The organism is Frateuria defendens (assembly GCF_001182895.1).
Lineage (GTDB): Bacteria > Pseudomonadota > Gammaproteobacteria > Xanthomonadales > Rhodanobacteraceae > Frateuria_B > Frateuria_B defendens.
In genome coordinates this window covers 125757-147751 of record NZ_LFQR01000004.1, presented here as the reverse complement: position 1 = coordinate 147751, position 21995 = coordinate 125757, and the positions used below count along the sequence as shown (strand labels likewise).

Genomic DNA, 21995 nt, shown 5'->3' with positions numbered 1-21995 from the left:
TACTCATCGTCATGGACGGCCTCAGAACATCGCCGCCGGGCCGGCGTCGGTCGGCACCGGCGCGCTGCGCGAGGCGATGTGCTCGCCGGTGATCATCTGCGCGTAGCTCGCGCCCGGGCCCACCATCGGGTAGACGCCGGCGTCGGGGTCGATCATCACCTCGAGGAAGGCCGGGCCCTCGAAGGCGAGGAAGTCGGCCACGGTGGCGGCCAGGTCCTCCTTGCGCTCCAGCCGGCGCGCCCAGGCGAAGCCGTCGGCCTCGGCGGCCTTGATGAAGTCCTTGCGGTGCAGGCTCTTGTCCGAGGCCATGAAGCGGCCCTTGAAGAACAGCTTCTGCCACTGCCGCACCATGCCGTCGCCCACGTTGTTGAGCACCAGCACCTTGAGCGGCAGGCCGTAGGTGGTGACGGTTTCCAGCTCGCCGATGTTCATGCGGATGCTGGCGTCGCCGTCCACGTCGATCACCAGCGCGTCGGGGCGGGCGAACTGCGCGCCGATCGCCGCCGGCAGGCCGAAGCCCATGGTGCCCATGGAGCCGGAGGTGAGCCACTGCCGCGGCGCGCGGAAGTTCAGGTACTGCGCCGCCCACATCTGGTGCTGGCCCACGCCCGTGCTGATCACCGCGCGGCCGCCGGTGAGGCGGTCGATCTCCTCCAGCACCGCGTAGGGCTGGATCAGCGCGCTGTCGCGGTCGTAGTTCATCGCGTGGTCGCGCTTGAGCGCGGCCACGTGGGCGTGCCAGTCGCCCAGTTCCAGCGCCACGCCGTGCGCGCGGCCGTAGGCGGCGAGCCGTTCCAGCGCGCGCTTGAGCGGGCCCACGTGGTGCCACTGCACGGGCTTCACCTTGCCTACCTCGGCCGGGTCGATGTCCACCTGGGCGATGAAGCGCGCCAGCGGCGCGAAGGCTTCCGGCAGGCCGGCCACACGGTCGTCGAAGCGCGCGCCCAGCGCCAGCAGGAAGTCGCAGTCCTCCACCGCGTAGTTGGCGTAGGCGGTGCCGTGCATGCCGAGCATGTGCAGCGCCAGCGGGTCGGTGGTGTCGAAGGCGCCCAGGCCCATCAGGGTGGTGGTCACCGGCAGGCCGAAGGCGTCCACGAAGTCGCGCAGCGCCTCGGCCGCACCGGCCGCGATCACGCCGCCGCCGGCGTAGATCAGCGGGCGCCTGGCCTGCTTGAGCGCCGCGAAGAAGGCCGCGCAGTCCTCGTCGGTGAGCGCGCCGCGCTCCACCGCGGCGAGGCGCGCGCGGTAGCCGGGCAGGGGCAGCTCGCCCTCGCCGGCGAAGGCCAGCGCCGCGTTCTGCACGTCCTTGGGGATGTCCACCACCACCGGCCCCGGCCGGCCGCTGCGGGCCAGGGTGAAGGCGGTGCGCAGGGTGGCCTCCAGCCGCTCGGGCTCGGTGACCAGGAACACGTGCTTGGCGCAGGCGCTCATGATGTTGCTGATCGGCGCCTCCTGGAAGGCGTCGCTGCCGATGGCGCCGGTGGGCACCTGGCCGCACACCACCACCATCGGGATCGAGTCGGCCATCGAGTCGCGCACCGGCGTGACCATGTTGGTGGCGCCGGGGCCGGAGGTGACCACCGCCACGCCGACCTTGCCGGAGGCGCGTGCGTAGCCCGCCGCCATGAAGCCGGCGCCCTGCTCGTTGGCCGGCACGATCAGCGGCATCGGCTCGCGGCCGTCCGCGCCGGCGTGTGTGGCGTTGTGGCGGAACACCGCGTCGTATACCGGCAGGATGGCGCCGCCGGAGTAGCCGAACAGCACCTCCACGCCCTCGTCGGCGAACACCTGCACCACCACCTCGGCGCCGCTCAGGGCGTGGCCGGCGAGCGGGTGGCGGGTGGCGCCGGCGGGCGCCGGGGCGGGTTTCGTCTTGGGTTCCGTCAGCTGTGCGTTCACGACATGGGGTTCCTTGGAAATCGTCCGGCGCGCGGGCGTTGCCCCGCGCCGGGTGTGCTTGGAGAAGATCCAGTGCTTCGCTTCAAGCGGCTTGCTGCAAAGCGGGCCGTCCGCGCCCCGCTCCGGGGACGCGGACGGCGACCGTCAACCGGCCTTCTTCAGCGGCGCGGCGTCGGCCTGGGCGGCGTCGGCCTGCAGCCACACCATCTTGGCGCGCAGCTGCTTGCCCACGGCCTCGATCGGGTGGTCGAGGTCCGCCTGCTTGAACTTCTTGTAGTTCGGCAGGCCGGCCTCGTACTCGGCCACCCAGTTCTTGGTGAAGGTGCCGTCCTGGATGTCCTTGAGGACCTCCTTCATGCGCGCCTTCACGCCGGCGTCGATCACGCGCGGGCCGCTCACGTAGTCGCCGTACTGGGCGGTCTCGGAGACGAACTCCAGCATGCGGGTGATGCCGCCCTCGTAGAACAGGTCCACGATCAGCTTCAGTTCGTGCAGCACCTCGTAGTAGGCGATCTCCGGCTGGTAGCCCGCCTCCACCAGGGTCTCGAAGCCGGCCTGCACCAGCGAGCTGGCGCCGCCGCACAGCACCGCCTGCTCGCCGAAGAGGTCGGTCTCGGTCTCTTCCTTGAAGGTGGTCTCGATCAGGTTGGCGCGCGCGCCGCCCAGGCCCGCGGCGTAGGCCAGCGCGTAGTCCTTGGCCTTGCCGCTCTGGTCCTGGTACACCGCCCAGATGCAGGGCACGCCGCGGCCGATCTCGTACTCGCGGCGCACCAGTGCGCCGGGGCCCTTGGGCGCCACCAGCACCACGTCCAGGTCCGCGCGCGGGGCGATCATGCCGAAGTGCACGTTGAGGCCGTGCGCGAACAGCAGGCAGGCGCCCTGCTTCATGTGCGGCGCCAGCACCTCGTTGTAGAGTTGCTTCTGCACCATGTCGGGGGTGAGCACGGCGACCAGGTCGGCGTCCTTCACCGCCTCGGCGGGCGTCTTGACCACGAAGCCGTCGGCCTCGGCCTTCTGCCAGGTCGGGCCGCCGGGGCGCAGGCCGACGACCACGTCGAGGCCGGAATCGCGCAGGTTGAGGGCGTGGGCGCGGCCCTGGCTGCCGTAGCCGAGCACCGCGATGCGGGCGTTGGCGAGGGGGGAAGTGTTGGTGCTCATACGGTGACTCCTGCGATGACCTTGGCGGTCGTGGGGGTGGTGATGTTGGCCGTCTGGACGGCTGTATGGGTTGAGGCGGACGGTTGGGTGGTGGCGCCGTCGGAGGCCGAGCCGACCAGGCGCGCGTACTTGGCCAGCGCGCCGTGGGTGACCTTGGGTGCCGGCGGCTGCCAGTGCCCGCGTCGCGCGTCGAGGTCGGCGTCGGTGGCGAGCTGCCGGCCGGCCGCGTCGATCACGATGCGGTCGCCTTCCTCCAGCAGGGCGATCGGGCCGCCGCGCGCCGCCTCCGGCGCGATGTGGCCGACCATGAAGCCATGGGTGGCGCCGGAGAAGCGCCCGTCGGTGATCAGCGCCACCTCGTCGCCCAGGCCGCGGCCGATCAGCGCGGCGGTGACGCCGAGCATCTCGCGCATGCCGGGGCCGCCGGCGGGGCCTTCGTTGCGGATCACCACTACGTCGCCCTTGCCGATGCGGCCGGCCTGCACCGCGGCGAACGCCTGCTCCTCGCTCTCGAACACGCGGGCGCGGCCTTCGAAGTGGGTGGCGCCCTTGCCGGCGAGCTTGAGGATGCAGCCCTCCGGCGCGAGGTTGCCGTAGAGGATGGAGTAGCCGCCGCGCGGCTTGAGCGGGTCGCCGACCGGATGCACCACATCCTGCGCGGCGGCGCGCGGCGCGGCGGCGGCTTCCTCGAACAGGCTCTTGCCGGTGACGGTGGGCGTGTCCTCCAGCATGCCGGCGGCGATCAGCTCCTGCGCCACGCGCGCGCTGCCGCCGGCGCCGAACAGCTCCACCGCGGTGTAGCGGCCGCCGGGCAAGAGGTCCGCGATCACCGGGGTGTGCTCGGAGGCGGGCTGGAAGTCTTCCAGCGACCATTCCACGCCCGCCTCGCGGGCGATCGCCAGCAGGTGCAGCACGGCGTTGGTGGAGCCGGCGGTGGCCGCCACCATGCGCGCGGCGTTGCGGAAGGCGGTGCGCGAGAGCAGCTGGCTCGGCCGGCGGTCCGCGTTCAGGCATTCCATCGCCAGCTCGCCGCAGCGGTAGGCCGCGTGGCCCTTGGCCGGGTGGGTGGCGGGGATGTCGTTGAAGCCCAGCGGCGACAGGCCCAGGGTGGAGAGCACCATCGCCATGGTGTTGGCGGTGAACTGGCCGCCGCAGGCGCCGGCGCCGGGGCAGGCGTCGCGCTCCACCGCGGCCAGTTCCGCGTCGCCGATCTTGCCCGCGCCGTGCGCGCCCACCGCCTCGAACACCTGCTGGATGGTGATCGGGTGGCCGTCGTGCATGCCGTGCGCGATGGTGCCGCCGTAGAGCGCCACGCCCGGGATGTCCAGCCGCGCCAGCGCCATCGCGGCGGCGGGGATGGTCTTGTCGCAGCCGCACAGCACCACCATCGCGTCCAGGCAGTGGCCGTCCACCGCCAGCTCGATCGAGTCGGCGATCACCTCGCGGCTGATCAGCGAGGCGCGCATGCCCGGCGTGCCCATGGCGATCCCATCGGTCACGGCAATCGTGTTGAACTCCACCGGCGTGCCGCCGGCCGCGCGCACGCCCGCGGCCACCTGTTCGGCCAGCTCGCGCAGGTTGAGGTTGCACGGGGAGACGTTGGACCAGGTGTGCACCACCGCCACCAGGGGCCTGGCGATGGCGTCGTCGTCCAGGCCGGTGGCGCGCAGCATGGCGCGGGCCGGCGCGCGGTCCGGCCCCGCCTTGATCAGGTCGCTGCGCCGGGGCGCCCGCTCAGCCATGGACGCGGGCCCCCTCGACGTAGACGTTGCTGCGGTGCGCCTGCATCGCCAGTGCGTGCAGCACGGCGTCGCGCACCGCCGCGGTGCCGGCGTCGCCGCCCAGGTCGCGGGTGTGCGGGCCTTCGCGCAGCACTTCCTCCACCGCGGCCTCGACCGCCGCGGCCTCGTCGTCCAGACCCAGCGAGTGGCGCAGCAGCAGGGCGGCGGAGAGGAGGGTGCCGACCGGGTTGGCCACGCCTTGCCCCGCGATGTCCGGCGCCGAGCCGTGGATGGGCTCGTACAGCCCGGCCTTGCCCTCGCCCAGCGAGGCGGAGGGCAAGAGGCCCAGCGAGCCGGCCAGCGCGGCGGCCTCGTCGGTGAGGATGTCGCCGAACAGGTTCTCGGTGACCACCACGTCGTAGCGGCCCGGCTGGGTCAGGAGCAGCATCGCCATCGAATCGACCAGCTGGTGCTCCAGTTTCACGTCCGGGTATTCGGCGGCGATGCGGGTGACGGTGTTGCGCCACAGGCGCGAGGTCTCCAGCACGTTGGCCTTGTCCACTGAGGTGACGTGCCCGCGGCGCCCGCGCGCCAGCTCGAAGGCGCGGCGCGCCACGCGCTCGATCTCGGCCACGGTGTACTTGCACTCGTCGGTGGCGGCATCGCTGGTGCGGGTCTTGGCGCCGAAGTAGGCGCCGCCGGTCAGCTCGCGCACGAACAGCACGTCCACGTGCTTGAGCTTCTCGTTCTTGAGCGGCGACAGCGCCGCCAGCGCCGGGTGCACCTGCAGCGGGCGCAGGTTGGCGTAGACGCCGAGCGCGGCGCGCAGGGCCAGCAGGCCCTGCTCGGGGCGCACCGGCGCGTTGGGGTCGGACCACTTCGGGCCGCCCACCGCGCCCAGCAGCACCGCGTCGGCGCCCCGGCAGGCTTCCAGCGTGGCCGGCGGCAGCGGCTCGCCGTGGGTGTCGATGGCGATGCCGCCGATCGGCTGTTCGTCGAACTGGAACGTGTGCTCGAAGCGCTGGGCCACGGCCTTCAGCACGGCGACCGCGACGGCGGTGACTTCCGGGCCGACGCCATCGCCGGGCAGGGTGACGATGCGGGCTTTCATGCCGCCTTCTCCTCATGCTGGTGTTCGTATTGGGTGATGGCGTCGGCGCGCTGCAGCAGGAAGCCGAGCTGGTCGACGCCTTCCAGCAGGCAGTGCCGCGCGAACGGCTCCAGCTGGAACTTGATGCGGCCGCCGTCGGGCAGCTCGACGAACTGGCCGGCGACGTCGATGGCCAGCTCCACGCCGGGGTGGTCGAGCAGCCAGCGGTGCTCGGCCGGGTCCACCACGATCGCCAGCAGGCCGTTCTTCAGCGCGTTGTTGCGGAAGATGTCCGCGATCTCGCTGCACAGCACCGCCTGGAGCCCAAAGTCGAGCAGCGCCCATGGCGCATGCTCGCGCGAGGAGCCGCAGCCGAAGTTGCGCCCGGCCACCACGATGGCGCAGCCCGCCGCTTCGGGCCGGTTGAGCGGGAAGTCGGGGTTGTCCGCGCCGTCGGGCAGGTAGCGCCAGTCGTTGAAGCACAGCTTGCCCAGCCCTTCGCGGCTGGTGGTGGTGAGGAAGCGCGCCGGGATGATGCGGTCGGTGTCGATGTTCTCGTCCGCCAGCACGGCGGTGCGCGAATGGATGCGGGTCACGGGCTTCATGCGGCGGCCTCCGTCAGGTACGCGCGCGGGTCGGCGATGCGGCCGGCCACGGCGGAGGCGGCGGCGGTGGCGGGGCTCGCCAGCACGGTGCGCGCGCCCTTGCCCTGGCGGCCTTCGAAATTGCGGTTGGAGGTGGACACCACCAACTGGCCCGGCTGCGCCAGGTCGCCGTTCATGGCGATGCACATGGAGCAGCCCGGCACGCGCCATTCGGCGCCGGCGGCGCGGAACACCTCGTGCAGGCCCTCGGCCTCGGCGTCGCGGCGCACCGCCTCGGAGCCGGGCACCACCAGCATGCGCACGCCCGCGGCCACGTGGCGGCCGCGCAGCACGCGCGCGGCCTCGCGCAGGTCGCTCAGGCGCGAGTTGGTGCAGCTGCCGACGAACACCACGTCCACCGGCGTGCCCTGCATCGGGCGGCCGGCCTCGCTCTGCATGTAGTCCAGCGCGCGCTGCTCCACCGCGTTGCGGGCGGCGGGCACCGGCGCGTCCAGGGCGATCGCCATGCCGGGATGGGTGCCGTAGGTGACGGTGGGGCGGATCTGGCTGGCGTCGATGCGCACCTCGCGGTCGTAGCGCGCGCCCTCGTCGCTCTTGAGCGTCTGCCAAGCGGCCACCGCCGCGTCCCACGCCTGGCCCTGCGGCGCGCGCGGGCGGCCCTTCAGCCAGGCGAAGGTGGTTTCGTCCGGGGCGATCAGGCCCGCGCGGGCGCCGGCCTCGATCGACATGTTGCACACCGTCATGCGCTCTTCCATCGACAGCGCCTCGACGGCCGGCCCCAGGTACTCGATGACGTGGCCGGTGCCGCCGTCGACGCCGATCTGGCCGATGATGTGCAGCACCAGGTCCTTGGCGCCCACGCCGGCCGGCAGCGCGCCGTCGACGCGGATCGCCAGCGTCTTGGGCTTCCTCTGCAGCAGGCACTGCGTGGCCATCACATGGCCCACCTCGGTGGTGCCGATGCCGAAGGCCAGCGCGCCGAAGGCACCATGGGTGGAGGTGTGGCTGTCGCCGCAGACGATGGTCATGCCGGGGCGGGTGGCGCCCAGCTCCGGGCCGATCACGTGCACGATGCCGCGGTCGGCGCTGTCCCAGCCGTGCAGTTCGACACCGAACTCGCGGCAGTTGGTTTCCAGTTGCGCCACCTGCGCCTTCGCCGCCGGGGTGGCGTAGGGGCGCTCGCCGTCGGGGCCGGCGGGCAGGGTGGGGGTGGAGTGGTCCAGCGTGGCCAGGGTGCGGTCGGTGCGGCGCAGCTTGAGGCCGCGCGTGCGCAGCTCGTCGAAGGCCTGCGGCGAGGTGACCTCGTGCACCAGGTGCAGGTCGATGTACAGGATCGCCGGCGTGTCGGGCGTCTCGGGCGCGACCTGGTGCGCGTCCCACAGTTTTTCAAAGAGTGTGCGTGGGGTCATGGTGCGTGGGGCCGTCATGCCGAAGCCTCCGCATAGGGTGAACCTTCGCGGTCATGGACGACCGCCGTCGATACCGGCGTCAACCAGCCCCAGCGGTCGCGGGTGCGGCCGTCGAACAGGCCGAAGAAGGCCTCGCGCAGTGCGCGGGTGATCGGGCCGGGCTGGCCGTTGCCCACGCTCTTGCGGTCCACCGAGCGCACCGGGGTGATCTCGGCGGCGGTGCCGGTCATGAACACCTCGTCGGCGGTGTACAGCGCCTCGCGCGGCAGGTCGCGCTCCTCCACCGGCAACCCCAAGTCATGGGCCAGCTCGATCACCGTGTCGCGGGTGATGCCGGCCAGGATGCCGGCGCTGGAGGTCGGGGTCAGCAGCTTGCCGCGCTTGACCAGGAACAGGTTCTCGCCGGCGCCCTCGCTCAGCAGGCCGTTGTAGCCCAGCGCGATGCCCTCGTCGTAGCCGCCGCGGCGCGCCTCCTGCCCGATCAGCTGGCTGGAGAGGTAATTGCCGCCGGCCTTGGCCCAGCTCGGGAAGGTGTTGGGTGCGGCGCGGTTCCAGGAGGACACGCACACGTCGGCGCCGCGCTCGGCCGCCTCGCCGAGGTAGGCGCCCCATTCCAGCGCCATGATGGTCACGTCCACCGGCGAGCCTTCCTTCGCCAGCACGCCCAGGCCGCCGGCGCCGCGGAACACGATCGGGCGCACGTAGGCGGAGGCCATCTTGTTGGCGCGGATCACTTCCAGGCAGGCGGCGTTGATCTCCGCCTCGGTGTAGGGGATGGCGATCTCGTACACCTTGGCCGACTCGAACAGCCGGCGGGTGTGCTCGGCCAGGCGGAAGTAGGCCGGGCCGCGCGGGGTGGCGTACACGCGCTCGCCCTCGAACACCGAGGAGCCGTAGTGCAGCGCGTGCGCGCTCACGTGCACGGTGGCCTCGGCCCAGGGCTTGATGCGGCCGTTGTGCCAGAGGAAGGGCGTGTTGCTCATGCGGAGGCTCCTTGGGTCTCGAAGGGTTGCGTGTCGCGTGGGGAGGCGCCGGCGGCGGGCGTCTGGCGCTCGATGCGGTTGACGATGGCCAGCGCGGCCTGCGCGGTGGCCTCGACGATGTCGGTGCTGGCGGCGTGGCCGTTCCAGCTGCGGCCGTCGTGCTGCACGGCGAGGCGGGCCTGGCCCTGGGCGTCGCCGCCGGCGCTCATGGCGCGCACGTTGAAATCGGTCAGCTCCAGCGGGTGGCCGGTGGCGCGCTCGATGGCGCGCAGCACCGCGTCCACCGGGCCGTCGCCCAGCGCCGCCTCGGCGGCCTCGCGGCCGTCGGCGTGGGCCAGTGCGACCGAGGCGGAGGCGCCGCCCAGGTGGGTGTTGGTGGTCAGCTGCACGATTCGCCACGGGCCGGTGGCTTCCGGGTCCAGGCCCAGGGCCAGCGCTTCCAGGTCCTCGTCGTGCACTTCGCGCTTCTTGTCGGCCAGCGCCTTGAAGCGGGCGAAGATGCCGTCCATGGCCGTCTCGTCGGGCGTGTGGCCCAGCGTTTCCAGGCGCGCGCGCAGCGCGGCGCGGCCGGAGTGCTTGCCCAGCACCAGGCGCGTCTCGCCGATGCCCACGTCCTGCGGGCGCATGATCTCGTAGGTGCCGCGGTGCTTGAGCATGCCGTGCTGGTGGATGCCCGACTCGTGCGCGAAGGCGTTCTCGCCCACGATGGCCTTGTTGCGCGGCACCGCCTGGCCGGTCAGCTGGGTCAGCAGGCGCGAGGTGGGGTAGAGCTTGCGGGTGTCGATGCGGGTGTCGGCGTTGAAGTAGGCGCCGCGCACCTTCAGCGCCATCACGATCTCCTCCAGCGCCGCGTTGCCCGCGCGCTCGCCGATGCCGTTGATGGTGCACTCCACCTGGCGCGCGCCGGCGCCCACCGCGGCCAGGCTGTTGGCCACCGCCAGCCCCAGGTCGTCGTGGCAGTGGCTGGAGAACACCACCTTGTCCGCGCCCGCGACGTGGCGGCGCAGGTAGGCGAACAGCTCGGCGATCTCGGCCGGGGTGGTGTAGCCCACCGTGTCCGGGGCGTTCAGCGTGGTGGCGCCGGCGGCCACGGCGGCGCTGAACACCTCGACCAGGAATTCGGGCTCAGTGCGCAGCGCGTCCTCGGCCGAGAACTCCACCTCGTGGCACAGCCCGCGCGCCAGCTCGACGCCGGTCACGGCGGTGTCGATCACCTGCTGCTTGCTCATGCGCAGCTTGTGCTCGCGGTGCAGCGGGCTGGTGGACAGGAACACGTGGATGCGCGAGCGATGCGCCTCTTCCAGGGCCCGGCCGGCGGACTCGATGTCGCCGCGCTGGCAGCGCGCCAGGCCGCACACGGTGGTGGTCTTCAGAGTGCGGGCGATCTCCGCCACGGCGGCGAAATCGTCCGGGGAGGCCTGCGGGAAGCCCGCTTCGAGCACGTCCACGCCCAGCGCCTCGAGCGCCTGCGCCATGCGCAGCTTGGCGCGCCGGTCCATCGAGAAGCCGGGCGCCTGCTCGCCGTCGCGCAGGGTGGTGTCGAAGATGCGTACGTGGCCGGCCGCGTCGTCGGCGGCGGCTACGTCGTGCTGGGGCGGGGTTTCTCGGTTCATGTCTGGCTCCGTTGGGTGCGTTGACGAGGCAAAAAGAAACCCCGCATCCGTTTCCGGGTGCGGGGTTCTTCGGGTTATCTGGGTGTTTTTCAGCTACACCTGGATACGCCTCAGCCCGCACCTCCGTTGGTAATAAGGAGTACGAGTACGAGGGCAAGAAGGAGGGTGCCGCGCAGCGAGCGCAGGCCGGCGACCGTCAGGAGACGGCTGCTTTCGGCGATGCGGCGCTGGCTGGTGCGATGCGACATGCCATCGACCGTAAAGCAGGTCGTTCGGGCCTGTCAACAGTTTCGTCTGAAATCGCGTGCATGCCGTGCAGTCGCCCGCGTATGGACGTCTGGCCGTCCGGATTGCCGCGCGCCGCCGCCGTCAGTCCCCAGCGGGGCGGTGCGCGAGGTCGTGCAGGTAGAGCCGCAACGCCCGTTCCAGTTCGGCCCGCGCGACGCGGCGGTCGGCGGCGGGGGCCTGCGCCTGCAGGGCCACGGCGGCCTTCATCAGCTGCTGCACCACCAGGGTCGCGGCGCGCAGGACGGGGGCGGGGTGCGCCGGCAGGTGCTCGGCCAGCAGGGCCGAGAGTTCCGCGCGCAGCTGCTGGCGGATGGCGTCGCCGCGCCGGTCGGCGAAGCCGGTCGATTCGAGCAGCACCACGTAGGCCGGATGGCGGCGGCGGAAATCGGCCAGAAAGCCCACCAGCCCGGCGGCGACCTGGTCGAGATCGCCGCCGGCCAGGCGCCCGCGCAGCGCGGCGAGGCGGGCGAGCAGGGTCTGCGTGTGCTGCGCCAGCAGCGCCTCGGCCACCGCCTCCTTGGTCGGGAAGAACTGGTACAGCGAGCCGATCGCGGCGCCTGCGCGGGCGGCGATGGCGGTCATGGTGGCGGCGTCGTAGCCGCTCTCGGCGAAGCAGGCGTCGGCGGCGTCGAGCAGGGCGGCGACGCGCTCGTGACCGCGCCGGCGCTGCGGAACGCGCCGGGCGGCGCTTGTGTTTTGCGAGGACATCCTCATAAACTCCAAAGCGAGGGTGGGCTCACTTTCCAGAAAACGGAGAAAGACGTGGAAAAGCTCGATGCACGCGACACCGCGCTGGTGCTGATCGACCTGCAGAAGGGTATCGCACCCTTCGCCGGCGGTCCGCATGCCGCCGCCGACGTGTTCGCCCGCGCCGGCCGCCTGGCCGCCCGCTTTCGCGAGGCCGGCGCGCCGGTGGTGCTGGTGCGGGTGGGCTGGTCGGCCGGCTTCGGCGATGCGCTCAAGCAGCCGGTGGACCGCCCCGCGGCATTGCCGCCCGACGGCCTGCCGGCGAACTGGTGGGACTACGCCGACGAGCTGGCGGCGGGCGAGCGCGACATCCACATCACCAAGCGCCAGTGGGGCGCCTTCTACGGCACCGAGCTCGACCTGCAACTGCGCCGCCGGGGCGTCGCGCAGATCGTGCTGGGCGGCATCTCCACCAACATCGGCGTGGAATCCACCGCCCGTGCCGCGTGGGAACACGGCTACGGCGTGGTGTTCGCCGAGGACGCGATGAGCGCGGCGAATGCGGAGCAGCATGGCTTCGCGCTGGCGCACATCTTCCCGCGGCTGGGTCGGGTGCGCTCCACCGAGGCGATCCTCGATCTGCTGGCGTAAACGGCCGGCCGTCCGCCGGTTTCGGGCTGGCGTCGGCGATGGGGCCAGGCCGGGGACCGGGGCATGCGGCGTCCCCGGCCATCGGGCAGAATGGCATGGCGGTCACGTAGCCCCATGACTCCTGGCACTGCGGGGCTGCGGGTGCGGCCTCTAGCATCCGTTCTCCCGTCGGAGAATGGAGGCGAGCGCCATGGTGAGCCGTCGTGAGTTCATCCGTTCGATTCCTCTCGCCTCGTTGTCCCTGTCCGCCGCCGGCTTTCCCTTGCGGCTGGCTCATGCGGCGGACTCGCCCACGTCGGACCCGGCGGCTTTCGATCGACTGGTCGCCCTGATCGGCGACAACGTGCCCGTCCGGATCGGCCATTACCCGGTCGAACTCGGGAAGCTCCTGGCCGCACAAACCGATGTCGGCGATTTCTATCTGGCCGAAGGTGCCGTCGAGAGGCTCGAGGCGCAGTTCGCCGGGCGGGTCGGCAAGCAGGCCGCGGTCTTCTTTCCCACCGGCACGATGGCGAATCAGGTCGCCATCCGCCTGCTGTGCGGGGAGCGCAGGCATCTCCTATTGCAGCAGGAGAGCCATGTCTACCGGGATGAAAGCGATGCCGTTTCCATCCTGAGCGGGATCAACCCCGTGCCGCTCGAGGGCGGCGTGACGGACGATCTGTACCGGGCCGTCGCCGAGGCGTTCCAGCAGACCACCGAGGATGCCTATCCGGTCGAGATCGGCGCGATTTCGCTGGAAAGCCCGGTCCGGCGGCTCGATGGCGCGGCCCTGCCGCTCGATACCGTGAGGAAAATCTCGGCGCTCGCCAGGCAGAACGGGGCCGGGATGCACCTCGACGGCGCGCGACTCCTCCTGATGAGCGATGGCGCGGGCTTCGACCTGCGCCGCTATGGCGCCTGCTTCGACACGGTCTACGTGTCGCTCTACAAGTATCTCGGCGCGCCTTTCGGCGCCCTCCTCGCTGGCGACGCCTCGTTCGCCGCCAAGGCGCGCGACCTGCGGCACATCCTGGGCGGCACGATTTTCCATGGCTGGATGGCCGCGCTGATTGCGTCGGCCTCCCTCGACGGTTTCGAGGCGCGGTTCGCCAGGGCCCGGCAGGCGGGAACGGCGTTGCTTGACCTGCTGGACAAGGTGCCCGGCATCGAGGTCCGCCGCGTGCCGCACGGCACCAACATCGCCTTCCTGAAACTGGACGGGCGCGTCCAGCAGGGGTTGGCGGCGCGGCTGAAGGAGGCCGGCATCGTGATCGGCCCGATCCAGCACGGCGAATTGCAGATAACCATCAACGAGACCCTCTTGCGCAGGCCGGTCGCGGCCATTGCCGAGGTCTTCGCGGGCACGGGCGCCGCAGCGCGTCGTGCATGAAGGTTGACTGGACGCGGTGCCAATCAGGCCCGGCGAGGAAGCGGGGCGTGCCGCCGCGCCGAGCCTCAGGCGCTGAGGCTGAGCCGCTCCGCCGGCGCGCGCAGCCACGTGCGCAAGGCCTCGTCTTCGGCCGCCAGCGGCGCGGCCCGGGCGGGGCGGGCCAGCATCGCCGCCAGCGATGGCGGCACCGGCACCGGACGGCCGAGCAGTGGTTCCAGCACGGTCTCGAACTTGGCCGGGTGGGCGGTGGCGACCACCGCCCAGGCGCCGCCGTCGGTGCGTGGCGGCAGTTGGTCGAGCAGGTGGAGCGCGGTGGCGGTGTGCGGGCAGAACAGCTCACCCTCGTCGGCGGCGTGGCGCAGCACGGTGGCGCGGATGGTGGCGTCGTCCACGCTCCGGGCGCTCAGCACCCGGCGCAGTTCGGTGGCGTCGGGGTAGGTCCAGCGCAGGCGCTCGAAGTTGCTCGGCGCGCCCACGTCCATGGCGTTGGCGATGGTGGCCAGCGCCTCGCGCGGGGCGTAGTCCTGGCCGGCGAAGAATTCCGGCAGGGTGGCGTTGGCGTTGCAGGCGAGCATCACGCGGCCCACCGGCAGGCCCATCGCGCGCACCCACACGGCGGCCAGCGCGTTGCCGAGGTTGCCGGTGGGCACGATGAAGTCGAGCGGCGTGCCGTGCTCGCGCCACCAACCGAGCGCGGCGTGCGCGTAGTAGCTCATCTGCGGCAGCAGGCGGCCGAGGCTGATGCTGTTGGCGGAGCTGAGCGGACGCCCGGCCTGCAGCGCGGCGTCGTTGAGCGCGGCCTTCACCATGCGCTGGCAGTCGTCGAAGCGGCCGGCCACGGCCAGCGCCTGCACGTTGTCGCCGAAGCTGCCGAGCTGGTGCGCCTGGCGCGGCGACACGCGGCCGTCGGGGTAGAGGATCACCACCTCCACGCCCGGCTGGTGGTGGAAGGCGGCGCCCACCGCGGCGCCGGTGTCGCCGGAGGTGGCGACCAGGATGGTGAGCGGGCGGCCGTCCGCGCGCGGCAGCCGGCGCATGCAGGCGGCGAGGAAGCGCGCGCCGACGTCCTTGAAGGCGGCGGTGGGGCCGTGGAACAGCTCCAGCACCTGCGCGTCGGGGCGCGTCAGCGGGCGCAGCGGTACCGGGAAGTCCAACGCCTCGGCGCAGATCGCCGGCAGCTCGGCGGCCAGCGGGTCGCCGGCGAAGAACGGCGCCAGCAGCGTGGCGGCGGTGTCGGCGAGGGAGCCGGCGGGAGCGAACGCGGCCGGATCGTGCTGCGGCAGCTGCTCGGGCACGTAGAGACCGCCGTCGGGCGCGAGGCCGGCGGCGATCGCCTGCGACAGGCCTGCCGCGGGCGCGCCGCCGCGGGTGCTCAGGTAACGCACGGCCGCGCTCATGCGCGCACCTCGCGGCCGTCCACTTCGAGCAGGTGCGCGGCGGGGCCGGCGATGGGGGAGACGAAGACGTCGCTGTCCAGCCCGCCCGCGGCGAAGGCGGCACGCATCGCTTCGGCGGCGGCGCGGGCTTCGGCCGCATGCTCGAACCAGCCGAACACGCTGGGGCCGGCGCCGGAGATGCTGGCGCCGAGCGCGCCGTGGTCGAGCGCGGCCTGCTTCACCTGGGCGAACTGCGGCACCAGCGGGGCGCGGCGCGGTTCCACCAGCACGTCCTTCAGGCCCTCGCGCACCAGCGCGGCCTCGCCGCGGTAGCAGCCGGCCAGCACCAGCGCGAGGTTGGCGCTCTGCGCCACGAATTCCCCGAGCTGGTAGTGGCCGGCCAGCGCGGCGCGCGCCTGGCGCGTCTCCAGCACGCAGTGCGGGTGCACCAGCGCGCAATGCCAGTGCGCCGGCACGGGAATCGGCACCAGCCGCGTGGCGGTGGAAAGCACCAGCCCGCCGAGCAGCATCGGCCCGATGTTGTCGCCGTGGCGGCCGCCGCTGGCCACCGCCTCGCCGTCGAGGGCGAAGCTGTAGAGATCCTCCAGCGCGAGCGGCGTGGGCAGCAGTGCGTTGGCGGCCACCAGCGCGGCCACGCAGGAGGCGGCCGAGCCGGCCATGCCGGAGCCGAGCGCGATGCCCTTGTGCAGCACCAGCTCGAAGCCGTGGCTCAGGCCCAGCGCCTTGCGCAGCGCCAGCAGCGCGGCGCCGGCGGTGTTGTGGGTGGGGTCGGTGGGCAGGTCGACCACGGTGCCGTGGATGCCGGCGATGCGCACCACCGGCTCGGCGATGCGGCGCACCTCGGCGCGATCGCCGGCGCCGGCCAGGCCGTGGCCGAGGATGTCGAAGCCCACGCCCACGTTGCCCACGCCGGCAGGGGCGAAGGCCAGGGCGCGCTGGGCGGCGTGCGGTTGGGTCATGCGTAGGGGTTCCAGCCATTGGGCATTCATGCGTTGGGTTCCAGCGCTTCGGCGATGCGCAGCAGATCGGCGAACACGCCGGCGGCGGTGACGTCGGGGCCCGCGCCGGGCCCTTGCACCAGGAGGGGGTTGTCACAATAGCGGCGCGTGGTGAACTGCACCACGTTGTCGGTGAGGCGGGTGTGCGCGAAGGCGTGGCTGGCCGGCAGCACGGCCAGCTTCACGCTGGCGCGGCCGTCGCGGTCCAGGCGCGCCACGTGGCGCAGCACGCCGCCGTGGGCGCGGGCCTCGGCGAGGTGGGCGGCCATGGGCGCGTCGAACTCGTCCAGGCGCGCCATGCACGCTTCCAGCGGCAGGCCGGCGAGCGCGGGCGGCACCAGGCTGTCCACGTCCACGTCGTCCAGCGACAGCGGCAGGCCGGCCTCGCGGGCCAGGATCACCAGCTTGCGCGCCACGTCGATGCCGGAAAGGTCGTCGCGCGGGTCGGGCTCGGTGTAGCCCAGCGCATGCGCCTCGCGCAGCAGGGCGGAGAAGGGCTGGGCACCGTCGTGGCGGTTGCACAGCCAGGCCAGGGTGCCGGAGAACATGCCCTCGATGCCGAGCAACTCGTCGCCGGTGTCGAGCAGGTCGCGCAGCGTCTGCACCACCGGCAGCCCGGCGCACACCGTGGCCTCGTAGCGTAGCCGGCCGCCGCCGGCGCGGGCGGCGCGGATCGCCTGCCAGCGCGCCAGCGGGCCGCTGGCGGCGAGCTTGTTGGGCGTCACCACGTGCACGCCGGCGGCGAGCCAGCGGGGGTAGTGCGCGGCCACCGAGTCGCTGGCGCTGCAGTCGATCAGCAGGGCGTGGCGGCCGTCGCTGCCGCGCACGTGGGCGGCGAAGGCGTCGAGGTCGGTGGGGCGCCAGGTCTGGGCGCCGTCGTGGCGGGCGTTGAGTTCGGGGTCGTCGCAGTCCAGCCACATGCGGCGGCTGGCGGCCACGCCGCAGAGCAGCAGCTCCAGCCCGCCATCGCGGGCGAGCCGTTCCTGCGCCTGGCGCAGCTGCTCGAGCAGGGCGCCGCCGACGCGGCCCGGGCCGACCAGGCCCACCGCGAGGCGGCGGACCGGCGCCGCGGCGGGAGCGGCGGCCAGCGAGGGCCGGCGCCGCAGCGGCGGTTCGGCGAGGGGCGATGCAGCGATGTCCATGTGGAGCCTCCGAGTTGAGGCCCTTGCTCGCTGGCGGTACCGGGGAGTCGCAGGCCGGCCCGCCTCGTCGAGGGCGGGCCGTTGCGTTCGTGAAACCTAGTCGCGCACCGACACCCACCCCGACGGAGTCGTGGTGGTAATGGAAATGGTGGTGGTCGCGAGGGTGAGAGCCATGTCGGCGGCCAACGGCAGCCGCCCGGCGAGAACCGGGGCGAAAGGCATGCGGGCTGGCGAATGCGGCGACATAGACGCCGACGATAAGCAGGCGCGGCGGGGCTTGTCAACCCGGAGCGAAGTCCAGGCTCCAAGAGCCTGTTCAAAGTCTCACCTGTACCCTCCCCTGCGTGCAGGGGAGGGTTGGGGAAGAGTAAACCCTTGCCTCGAGGCCAGACTTCACCCCCTCCCCGCCTCCCCCTGCAAGCAGGGAGAGGCGCCAAGCCACGTCAACGGCAAGACGTTGACAGGCTCTAATGCCGGTAGCGGAAGCTGAGCAGGAAGTAGCGGCCGGCGATGTCGTCGAAGGCGGGGCTGTAGGGCACGGTGGAGTTGGCGTAGTAGACCGGGCGGTGGTCGAGCGCGTTGTGCACGTTGAAGCCGAAGGACCAGTGCGCATTGGCCGCATAGCCCAGGTCGAGGTCGAGCAGCACGAAGCCCGGCGTGCTGCAGTGGCCGTGCTGCTTCTGCACGGTCGGGCAGGTGAGGATGCTGTCGGCATAGGCGGCGTAGGTGTAGCCGCCGGTGTAGCGCAGGTTGGCGGCGACGCTCCAGCGGCGGTAGTTCCACACCGCGCCGGCCAGGGCGGTGAGGCGCGGCTGGTCGGCGTAGCCGGCGTAGGACGACTCCGGTTCGCCGGGGACGATGCGCTGGCGCAGCGCGGCCAGCCAGTCGAAGCCGAGGTTGAAGGTGTAGCTGCCGTAGCGGGCGGTGCCCAGGCGGTAGCGCAGGTCGAAGTCGATGGTGCGCAGCACGGTATGGCCGAGGTTGACCGGCTGCTGGCGCAGCGCGACCAGCACGCCGTTCGCATCGCGCACGAACAGCTGCGGGAACGCCTGGGGGTGGGTCAGCGCATAGGACAGCGGCAGCTGGGTGATCTCGTTGCTGCGCCGTACCTGGTACAGGTCGAGGGTGATGCCGAGCGAGGGCAGCGGCGCCCACACCGCGCCGACGGTGAAGCTGTGCGAGGTCTCCGGGCGCAGCGACGGATTGCCGCTGCTGTCCAGCCGCAGCAGGCACAGCACGGAGCCATACCCGTTGGGGATGCCGACGTGGCAGGGCAGCAGGGCGGTCGGCGTCACCAGCAGGAAGTTGTTGGCCGAGGGCGCCAGCGGCCGGCTCAGTTCCGGCAGCGTCGGGGCGCGGTAGCCGCGCGTCCAGGTGCCGCGCAGGCTGAAGCTGTCGGCGAGGTCCCATTTGAGGCCCAGCCGCGGCGAGACGGCGCTGCCGTAGCCGCTGCTGTGGTCGACGCGCGCCGCCAGGTTGGCGCTGAGCCGGTTGGCGAGCGGCAGTTCCAGTTCGCCGTAGGCGGCCGAGATGCGGCGGCTGCCGCGGCGGGTGTAGGGCGGCTGGAACTGGAACACCTGGTTGCCGACCAGCAGCGGGTCGGGGTGGTCGCTGATCCACTCGCGGTAGCTCTCCACCCCCGCCGCCAGCAGCACGTCGCCGGCGGGCCAGGTGGCCAGCGGCCCGTCGAGGTGGGCGTTGAAGCCGGTCTGGCCGGCATCGCCGTGGCGCCGCAGGGGCGGCGCCAGCGCGGCCAGCAGCGCGGGCGGGTTGTCGTCGACGCCGAGCTGGTAGGCGCCGCTGCGCAGGGCCGCGTTCATCACGTCGTTGCGCAGCGGTCCGCGCAGGTATTCGTCGCTGCGGTTGCGCTGGCCGTCGAGGCGCACCTGCCAGTGCCAGTCGCCCGCGGTGTTGCGCAGGCCCAGCGTGAGCTGGCCGGTGCGCGAGGCGATGCGGTCCTGCACCGGGCCGATGTCATCGAAGGAGTACAGCAGTGGCCTCACGCCGCCCGGCGTGGTGACCAGCAGCTGCTCGGCGGGCGGCGCCGCCTGCTGGCGCTGGCGCAGGCCGGTCCAGCGCAGGTCGAGGTCGAACTGCACCGTGTTGCCCAGCGGCTGGTCGAGGTGGCCGAGCAGCGAGCGGCTGAGCAGCCCGGTCTGCAGGCTGCTCCAGGTGTACGGGTTGGTGTCGCAGGCGTCGTCCTGGCGGAAGTGGCGGCAGCCCACCCCGCTGGCGTATTTGATCTGACCTTCGTTCAGGTAGTAGATGCCGTTGCCCTGGTCGTAGCCGGAGGTGGCCCAGCCGCGCTGCCGGCCGAGCAGCGGGTCGCGCTGGAAGTAGTCCACGCTGAGCAGCGCGTGGCCGCGGCCGAGGGCGCCGCCGAAGGTGGCCGAGGCGCGCCGTTGGGCGGCGTCGCCGCGCTCGGAGATGCCGCTGTTGCCGCTCACCTCCACGCCGTCGAAGCGCTTGCGCAGGATGATGTTGACCACGCCGGCCATGGCGTCGGAGCCGTACACCGCCGAGGCGCCGTCGCGCAGGATCTCGATGCGCTCGATCAGCGCCAGCGGGATGCTGTTGAGGTCGGGCACCACGCCGAACTCGCCCTGCGCCATGCCGTAGCTGACCAGGCGCTGGCCGTCGACCAGGAACAGCGTGGCGGAGGAGCCCAGCCCGCGCAGGTCCACCGCCGCCGCGCCGGTGGCGCCCGAGAGGCCGTTGCGCAGGTAGAGCGGCCCGTCGCTGATCGCCACCGGCGCGTTGCTGACGCGGATGCCCGGCTGCGTGCGCAGCAGGTCGTACAGCGTCTGGTAGCCGCTGCGCTCGATCTGCCCGCGGTCGATCACGCTGAGCTGGCCGGCCGCTTCCAGGCGGGTGCGGCGCAGATGCGTGCCGGTGACCTCCACCGGCCCGAGTTCGGTGGGCGCCGTCGGGGCGGGGATCGCGGGCAGCGGCGTGGCGCCGGCCGGCGCCGGCGCCGGCGCGTGCTCGAGCACGAAGGTGCCGCCGTCGACCGCCTCGGCGCGCAGGCCGCTGTCGCGCAGCAGCCGCGCCAGGGCGTGCGGGGCGTCGAAGCGGCCGTCCAGGCCGGCGGTGCGGCGCGCGGCGGTCAGGGCCGGCGCGTACAGCAGCTGCACGCCGCTCTGGCGGGCGAAGGCGCGCAGCGCCTCGTCCAGGCTGCCGGCGGCGATGTGGTACGGGCGTTCGCCGGCGGGCGTGGCGGCGCGGGCGCCGAGGCAGAGGGCGAGCAGGCATAGGCCAAGCCAGGTCCGGCGGTTCCGTCCCGGTTGAATCCTTGCGTGCCTGAAGCGCCCCCCTGCCGGCACGTGTCGTCAGCGCCGTCCTGCGGTATGGGGTGGCAAGAGCAGGATGATGGCCGGATCGGTGCGCACCGCGCGCAGTTGCCAGCCGTGTTCCAGCGCGCGCGCCAGGGCCTCCTGGTCGCCGGCATGGAAGCTGCCGCTGACGCGGATCGTGGACAGGGACGCATCGCCCAGGCGCAGCTTGGTCGAGGCATAGCGGTTCATGTCTTCGACCAGGTCGCCCAGCGCGCGCTCGCGGAACACCAGCTCGCCCGCGGGCCAGCCTTGCGCGGCGGCCAGATCCAGCGGCGCCACGGCGCCGGCCTTGCCGTGCGGGTCGACGTGCAGCTGCTGCGCCGGTTGCAGCGGGCGGCTCCAGGCCTGCCCGCCCTGGCCGCCGCTGACCGCTACCTGGCCTTCGAGCAGGCCCACGGTGACGCCGTCGCTGGCGCGGCTGACCTGGAACACGGTGCCGAGGTCGCGGACCAGGCTGGTGCCGGCCTGCACCGCGAACGGCCGCCGCGCGTCGTGGGCCACGTGGAATTCGGCGCGGCCGCGTTCCAACTGCACCTCGCGCCGGTCCGTGCCGAGGCGCACCGTCAGCGCGGCGTCGGCGTCGAGCTTGAGCTGCGTGCCGTCGCCGAGGGCGACCTCGAGCACCTCGGTACCGCTGGCGAAATGCTGCGCGACCGGCGCGGGATCGCGCGGGCGCTGCAGCAGGCCGAGCGCCAGCAACGCGCCGGCGGCGACCGCCGCCGAGGGCACCAGCCAGGCGAGCCGGCGCCGCCGTGCGCCGCGGCGGGCGGCCGCGCGCGCCGCGGCGCGCAGCAGGGGATCGCCGGCCAGCAGGGCGGCACTGGCATGCAGGCGCTCGACCTCGGCGTAGGCCCGCGCGTGCTCGGGGCTGGCGGCGTGCCAGTGTTCGAAGGCGGCGCGGTCCTGCGTGCTGCAATCGGGCGCATGCAGGCGCGCCAGCCAGGCTTCGGCGCTATCGGGAAGGCGGGGTGAGGTATCGAGCGAGGGGGCATTCATGGCCGTGACGTCTCCGTGTCCGTGGCGGCCAGGCTCCGCCGCAACAGTGCGAGCGCCTTGCCGATGTGCTTTTCCACCGCCTTTACGCTGATGCCGCAGTGGCGGGCGATTTCCGTGTAGCTCAGGCCTTCGATACGGTTCAGCAGGTACACCTCGCGGCAGCGCGTCGGCAAGGCCAGCAGGGCGCGTTGCAGCAGGGCCAGTTGCTGTTGCGTGGCCAGCCGCTGCTCCTGCGTCGGCTCCGGCGACATCAGTTCGGCCATGCCGTCGTCGAGGCTGACGTGGCGCGCGTCGTGGTGCGTGAGGGCGCGGCGCGCGCGGTCGTTGATGGCATTGAGCGCGATGCGGTACAGCAGCGCCGTCCACGCTTCCGGCGGCTGGCCGCGGTAGCGCATCAGGCGCACCAGGCTTTCCTGCGCGATGTCCTGGGCATCGTCTTCCGAGGGCAAGCGCCGGCGCAGAAAGCCCACCAGCGTCTCGCGTTGCCCGCGCACGAACGCTTCGAATTCCCGCTGGTTGCTCGATGGGAGCGCGGAGTCGTCGCGCTCGGCCGTACCCCATTCCATTGCACTACCGCCGTGTGCTGCCCGGTCTAGATGCTGCCACGATAACGTAACGGCATGTAACGCGGACATGGAAGTGGGTGCTTCC

At 72.6% G+C, this 21995-nt stretch carries 17 protein-coding genes; 2 read left to right on the top strand and 15 right to left on the bottom strand.

Annotated elements, in window-relative coordinates; translation table 11 throughout:
- Positions 1-21: 21 nt before the first annotated feature.
- The 9 genes from ilvB to ACH65_RS20215 form a co-directional block, all read right to left on the bottom strand.
- Positions 22-1899, bottom strand: a complete 1878-nt coding sequence (gene ilvB / locus ACH65_RS00975) for a biosynthetic-type acetolactate synthase large subunit (RefSeq protein WP_425478244.1) — start codon at positions 1897-1899, stop codon at positions 22-24.
- A gap of 144 nt (positions 1900-2043) precedes the next feature.
- Entirely contained in the window at positions 2044-3057 is a 1014-nt protein-coding gene (gene ilvC, locus ACH65_RS00970; RefSeq protein WP_049620680.1) for a ketol-acid reductoisomerase, read from the bottom strand.
- The gene (gene ilvD / locus ACH65_RS00965) at positions 3054-4799 is read right to left on the bottom strand and encodes a dihydroxy-acid dehydratase (RefSeq protein ID WP_049620679.1); all 1746 of its coding nucleotides are present in this window, start codon (positions 4797-4799) and stop codon (positions 3054-3056) included. Before ilvD ends, ilvC begins: the two co-directional genes overlap by 4 nt.
- The gene (gene leuB, locus ACH65_RS00960) at positions 4792-5889 is read right to left on the bottom strand and encodes a 3-isopropylmalate dehydrogenase (protein WP_049620678.1); all 1098 of its coding nucleotides are present in this window, start codon (positions 5887-5889) and stop codon (positions 4792-4794) included. Before leuB ends, ilvD begins: the two co-directional genes overlap by 8 nt.
- Positions 5886-6473 carry a 3-isopropylmalate dehydratase small subunit gene (gene leuD, locus ACH65_RS00955; protein WP_049620677.1) on the bottom strand — a complete coding sequence of 196 codons (588 nt, stop codon included), beginning with the start codon at positions 6471-6473 and terminating at the stop codon, positions 5886-5888. Before leuD ends, leuB begins: the two co-directional genes overlap by 4 nt.
- Entirely contained in the window at positions 6470-7882 is a 1413-nt protein-coding gene (leuC, locus tag ACH65_RS00950; protein WP_049620736.1) for a 3-isopropylmalate dehydratase large subunit, read from the bottom strand. The genes leuD and leuC overlap by 4 nt, the downstream gene beginning before the upstream one ends.
- A gap of 14 nt (positions 7883-7896) precedes the next feature.
- Positions 7897-8865: a branched-chain amino acid transaminase gene (locus ACH65_RS00945; RefSeq protein ID WP_049620676.1), complete on the bottom strand. Its 969-nt coding sequence runs from the start codon at positions 8863-8865 to the stop codon at positions 7897-7899.
- Positions 8862-10478 carry a 2-isopropylmalate synthase gene (locus ACH65_RS00940; protein ID WP_049620675.1) on the bottom strand — a complete coding sequence of 539 codons (1617 nt, stop codon included), beginning with the start codon at positions 10476-10478 and terminating at the stop codon, positions 8862-8864. The genes ACH65_RS00945 and ACH65_RS00940 overlap by 4 nt, the downstream gene beginning before the upstream one ends.
- Before the next feature lie 369 nt (positions 10479-10847).
- On the bottom strand, positions 10848-11474 hold the full coding sequence (locus tag ACH65_RS20215) for a TetR family transcriptional regulator (RefSeq protein WP_053096105.1): 627 nt from the start codon (positions 11472-11474) through the stop codon (positions 10848-10850).
- Positions 11475-11528: 54 nt separating this feature from the next.
- Here ACH65_RS20215 and ACH65_RS00930 point away from each other — a divergent pair, with 54 nt between their 5' ends.
- Both ACH65_RS00930 and ACH65_RS00925 read left to right on the top strand, forming a co-directional pair.
- Entirely contained in the window at positions 11529-12104 is a 576-nt protein-coding gene (locus ACH65_RS00930; RefSeq protein ID WP_049620674.1) for a hydrolase, read from the top strand.
- 190 nt (positions 12105-12294) lie between these two features.
- The gene (locus ACH65_RS00925) at positions 12295-13476 is read left to right on the top strand and encodes a threonine aldolase family protein (protein ID WP_049620673.1); all 1182 of its coding nucleotides are present in this window, start codon (positions 12295-12297) and stop codon (positions 13474-13476) included.
- A 65-nt stretch (positions 13477-13541) separates the two neighbouring features.
- Here ACH65_RS00925 and thrC read toward each other — a convergent pair whose 3' ends face one another.
- The 6 genes from thrC to ACH65_RS00895 form a co-directional block, all read right to left on the bottom strand.
- Positions 13542-14873: a threonine synthase gene (thrC, locus tag ACH65_RS00920; protein ID WP_082190071.1), complete on the bottom strand. Its 1332-nt coding sequence runs from the start codon at positions 14871-14873 to the stop codon at positions 13542-13544.
- The gene (locus tag ACH65_RS00915) at positions 14870-15862 is read right to left on the bottom strand and encodes a homoserine kinase (protein ID WP_049620672.1); all 993 of its coding nucleotides are present in this window, start codon (positions 15860-15862) and stop codon (positions 14870-14872) included. Before ACH65_RS00915 ends, thrC begins: the two co-directional genes overlap by 4 nt.
- Positions 15859-17013 carry a homoserine dehydrogenase family protein gene (locus ACH65_RS00910; protein WP_082190070.1) on the bottom strand — a complete coding sequence of 385 codons (1155 nt, stop codon included), beginning with the start codon at positions 17011-17013 and terminating at the stop codon, positions 15859-15861. The genes ACH65_RS00915 and ACH65_RS00910 overlap by 4 nt, the downstream gene beginning before the upstream one ends.
- A gap of 467 nt (positions 17014-17480) precedes the next feature.
- Positions 17481-20336: a TonB-dependent receptor gene (locus ACH65_RS00905; protein ID WP_082190069.1), complete on the bottom strand. Its 2856-nt coding sequence runs from the start codon at positions 20334-20336 to the stop codon at positions 17481-17483.
- A gap of 6 nt (positions 20337-20342) precedes the next feature.
- A complete protein-coding gene (locus ACH65_RS00900; protein ID WP_049620670.1) occupies positions 20343-21344 on the bottom strand; it encodes a FecR family protein in 1002 nt (333 codons plus the stop codon).
- Positions 21341-21979, bottom strand: coding sequence for an RNA polymerase sigma factor (locus ACH65_RS00895; RefSeq protein WP_237561404.1), 639 nt, complete (start codon positions 21977-21979; stop codon positions 21341-21343). Before ACH65_RS00895 ends, ACH65_RS00900 begins: the two co-directional genes overlap by 4 nt.
- Between the last annotated feature and the right edge of the window lie 16 nt (positions 21980-21995).

Coding starts and splice junctions, on each gene's coding strand:
- ilvC (WP_049620680.1), bottom strand. CDS start 3,057: ATGAGCACCAACACTTCCCCCCTCGCCAACGCCCGCATCGCGGTGCTC.
- ilvD (WP_049620679.1), bottom strand. CDS start 4,799: ATGGCTGAGCGGGCGCCCCGGCGCAGCGACCTGATCAAGGCGGGGCCG.
- leuB (WP_049620678.1), bottom strand. CDS start 5,889: ATGAAAGCCCGCATCGTCACCCTGCCCGGCGATGGCGTCGGCCCGGAA.
- leuD (WP_049620677.1), bottom strand. CDS start 6,473: ATGAAGCCCGTGACCCGCATCCATTCGCGCACCGCCGTGCTGGCGGAC.
- leuC (WP_049620736.1), bottom strand. CDS start 7,882: ATGACCCCACGCACACTCTTTGAAAAACTGTGGGACGCGCACCAGGTC.
- ACH65_RS00945 (WP_049620676.1), bottom strand. CDS start 8,865: ATGAGCAACACGCCCTTCCTCTGGCACAACGGCCGCATCAAGCCCTGG.
- ACH65_RS00940 (WP_049620675.1), bottom strand. CDS start 10,478: ATGAACCGAGAAACCCCGCCCCAGCACGACGTAGCCGCCGCCGACGAC.
- ACH65_RS20215 (WP_053096105.1), bottom strand. CDS start 11,474: ATGTCCTCGCAAAACACAAGCGCCGCCCGGCGCGTTCCGCAGCGCCGG.
- ACH65_RS00925 (WP_049620673.1), top strand. CDS start 12,295: ATGGTGAGCCGTCGTGAGTTCATCCGTTCGATTCCTCTCGCCTCGTTG.
- thrC (WP_082190071.1), bottom strand. CDS start 14,873: ATGAGCGCGGCCGTGCGTTACCTGAGCACCCGCGGCGGCGCGCCCGCG.
- ACH65_RS00915 (WP_049620672.1), bottom strand. CDS start 15,862: ATGAATGCCCAATGGCTGGAACCCCTACGCATGACCCAACCGCACGCC.
- ACH65_RS00910 (WP_082190070.1), bottom strand. CDS start 17,013: ATGGACATCGCTGCATCGCCCCTCGCCGAACCGCCGCTGCGGCGCCGG.
- ACH65_RS00900 (WP_049620670.1), bottom strand. CDS start 21,344: ATGAATGCCCCCTCGCTCGATACCTCACCCCGCCTTCCCGATAGCGCC.
- ACH65_RS00895 (WP_237561404.1), bottom strand. CDS start 21,979: ATGTCCGCGTTACATGCCGTTACGTTATCGTGGCAGCATCTAGACCGG.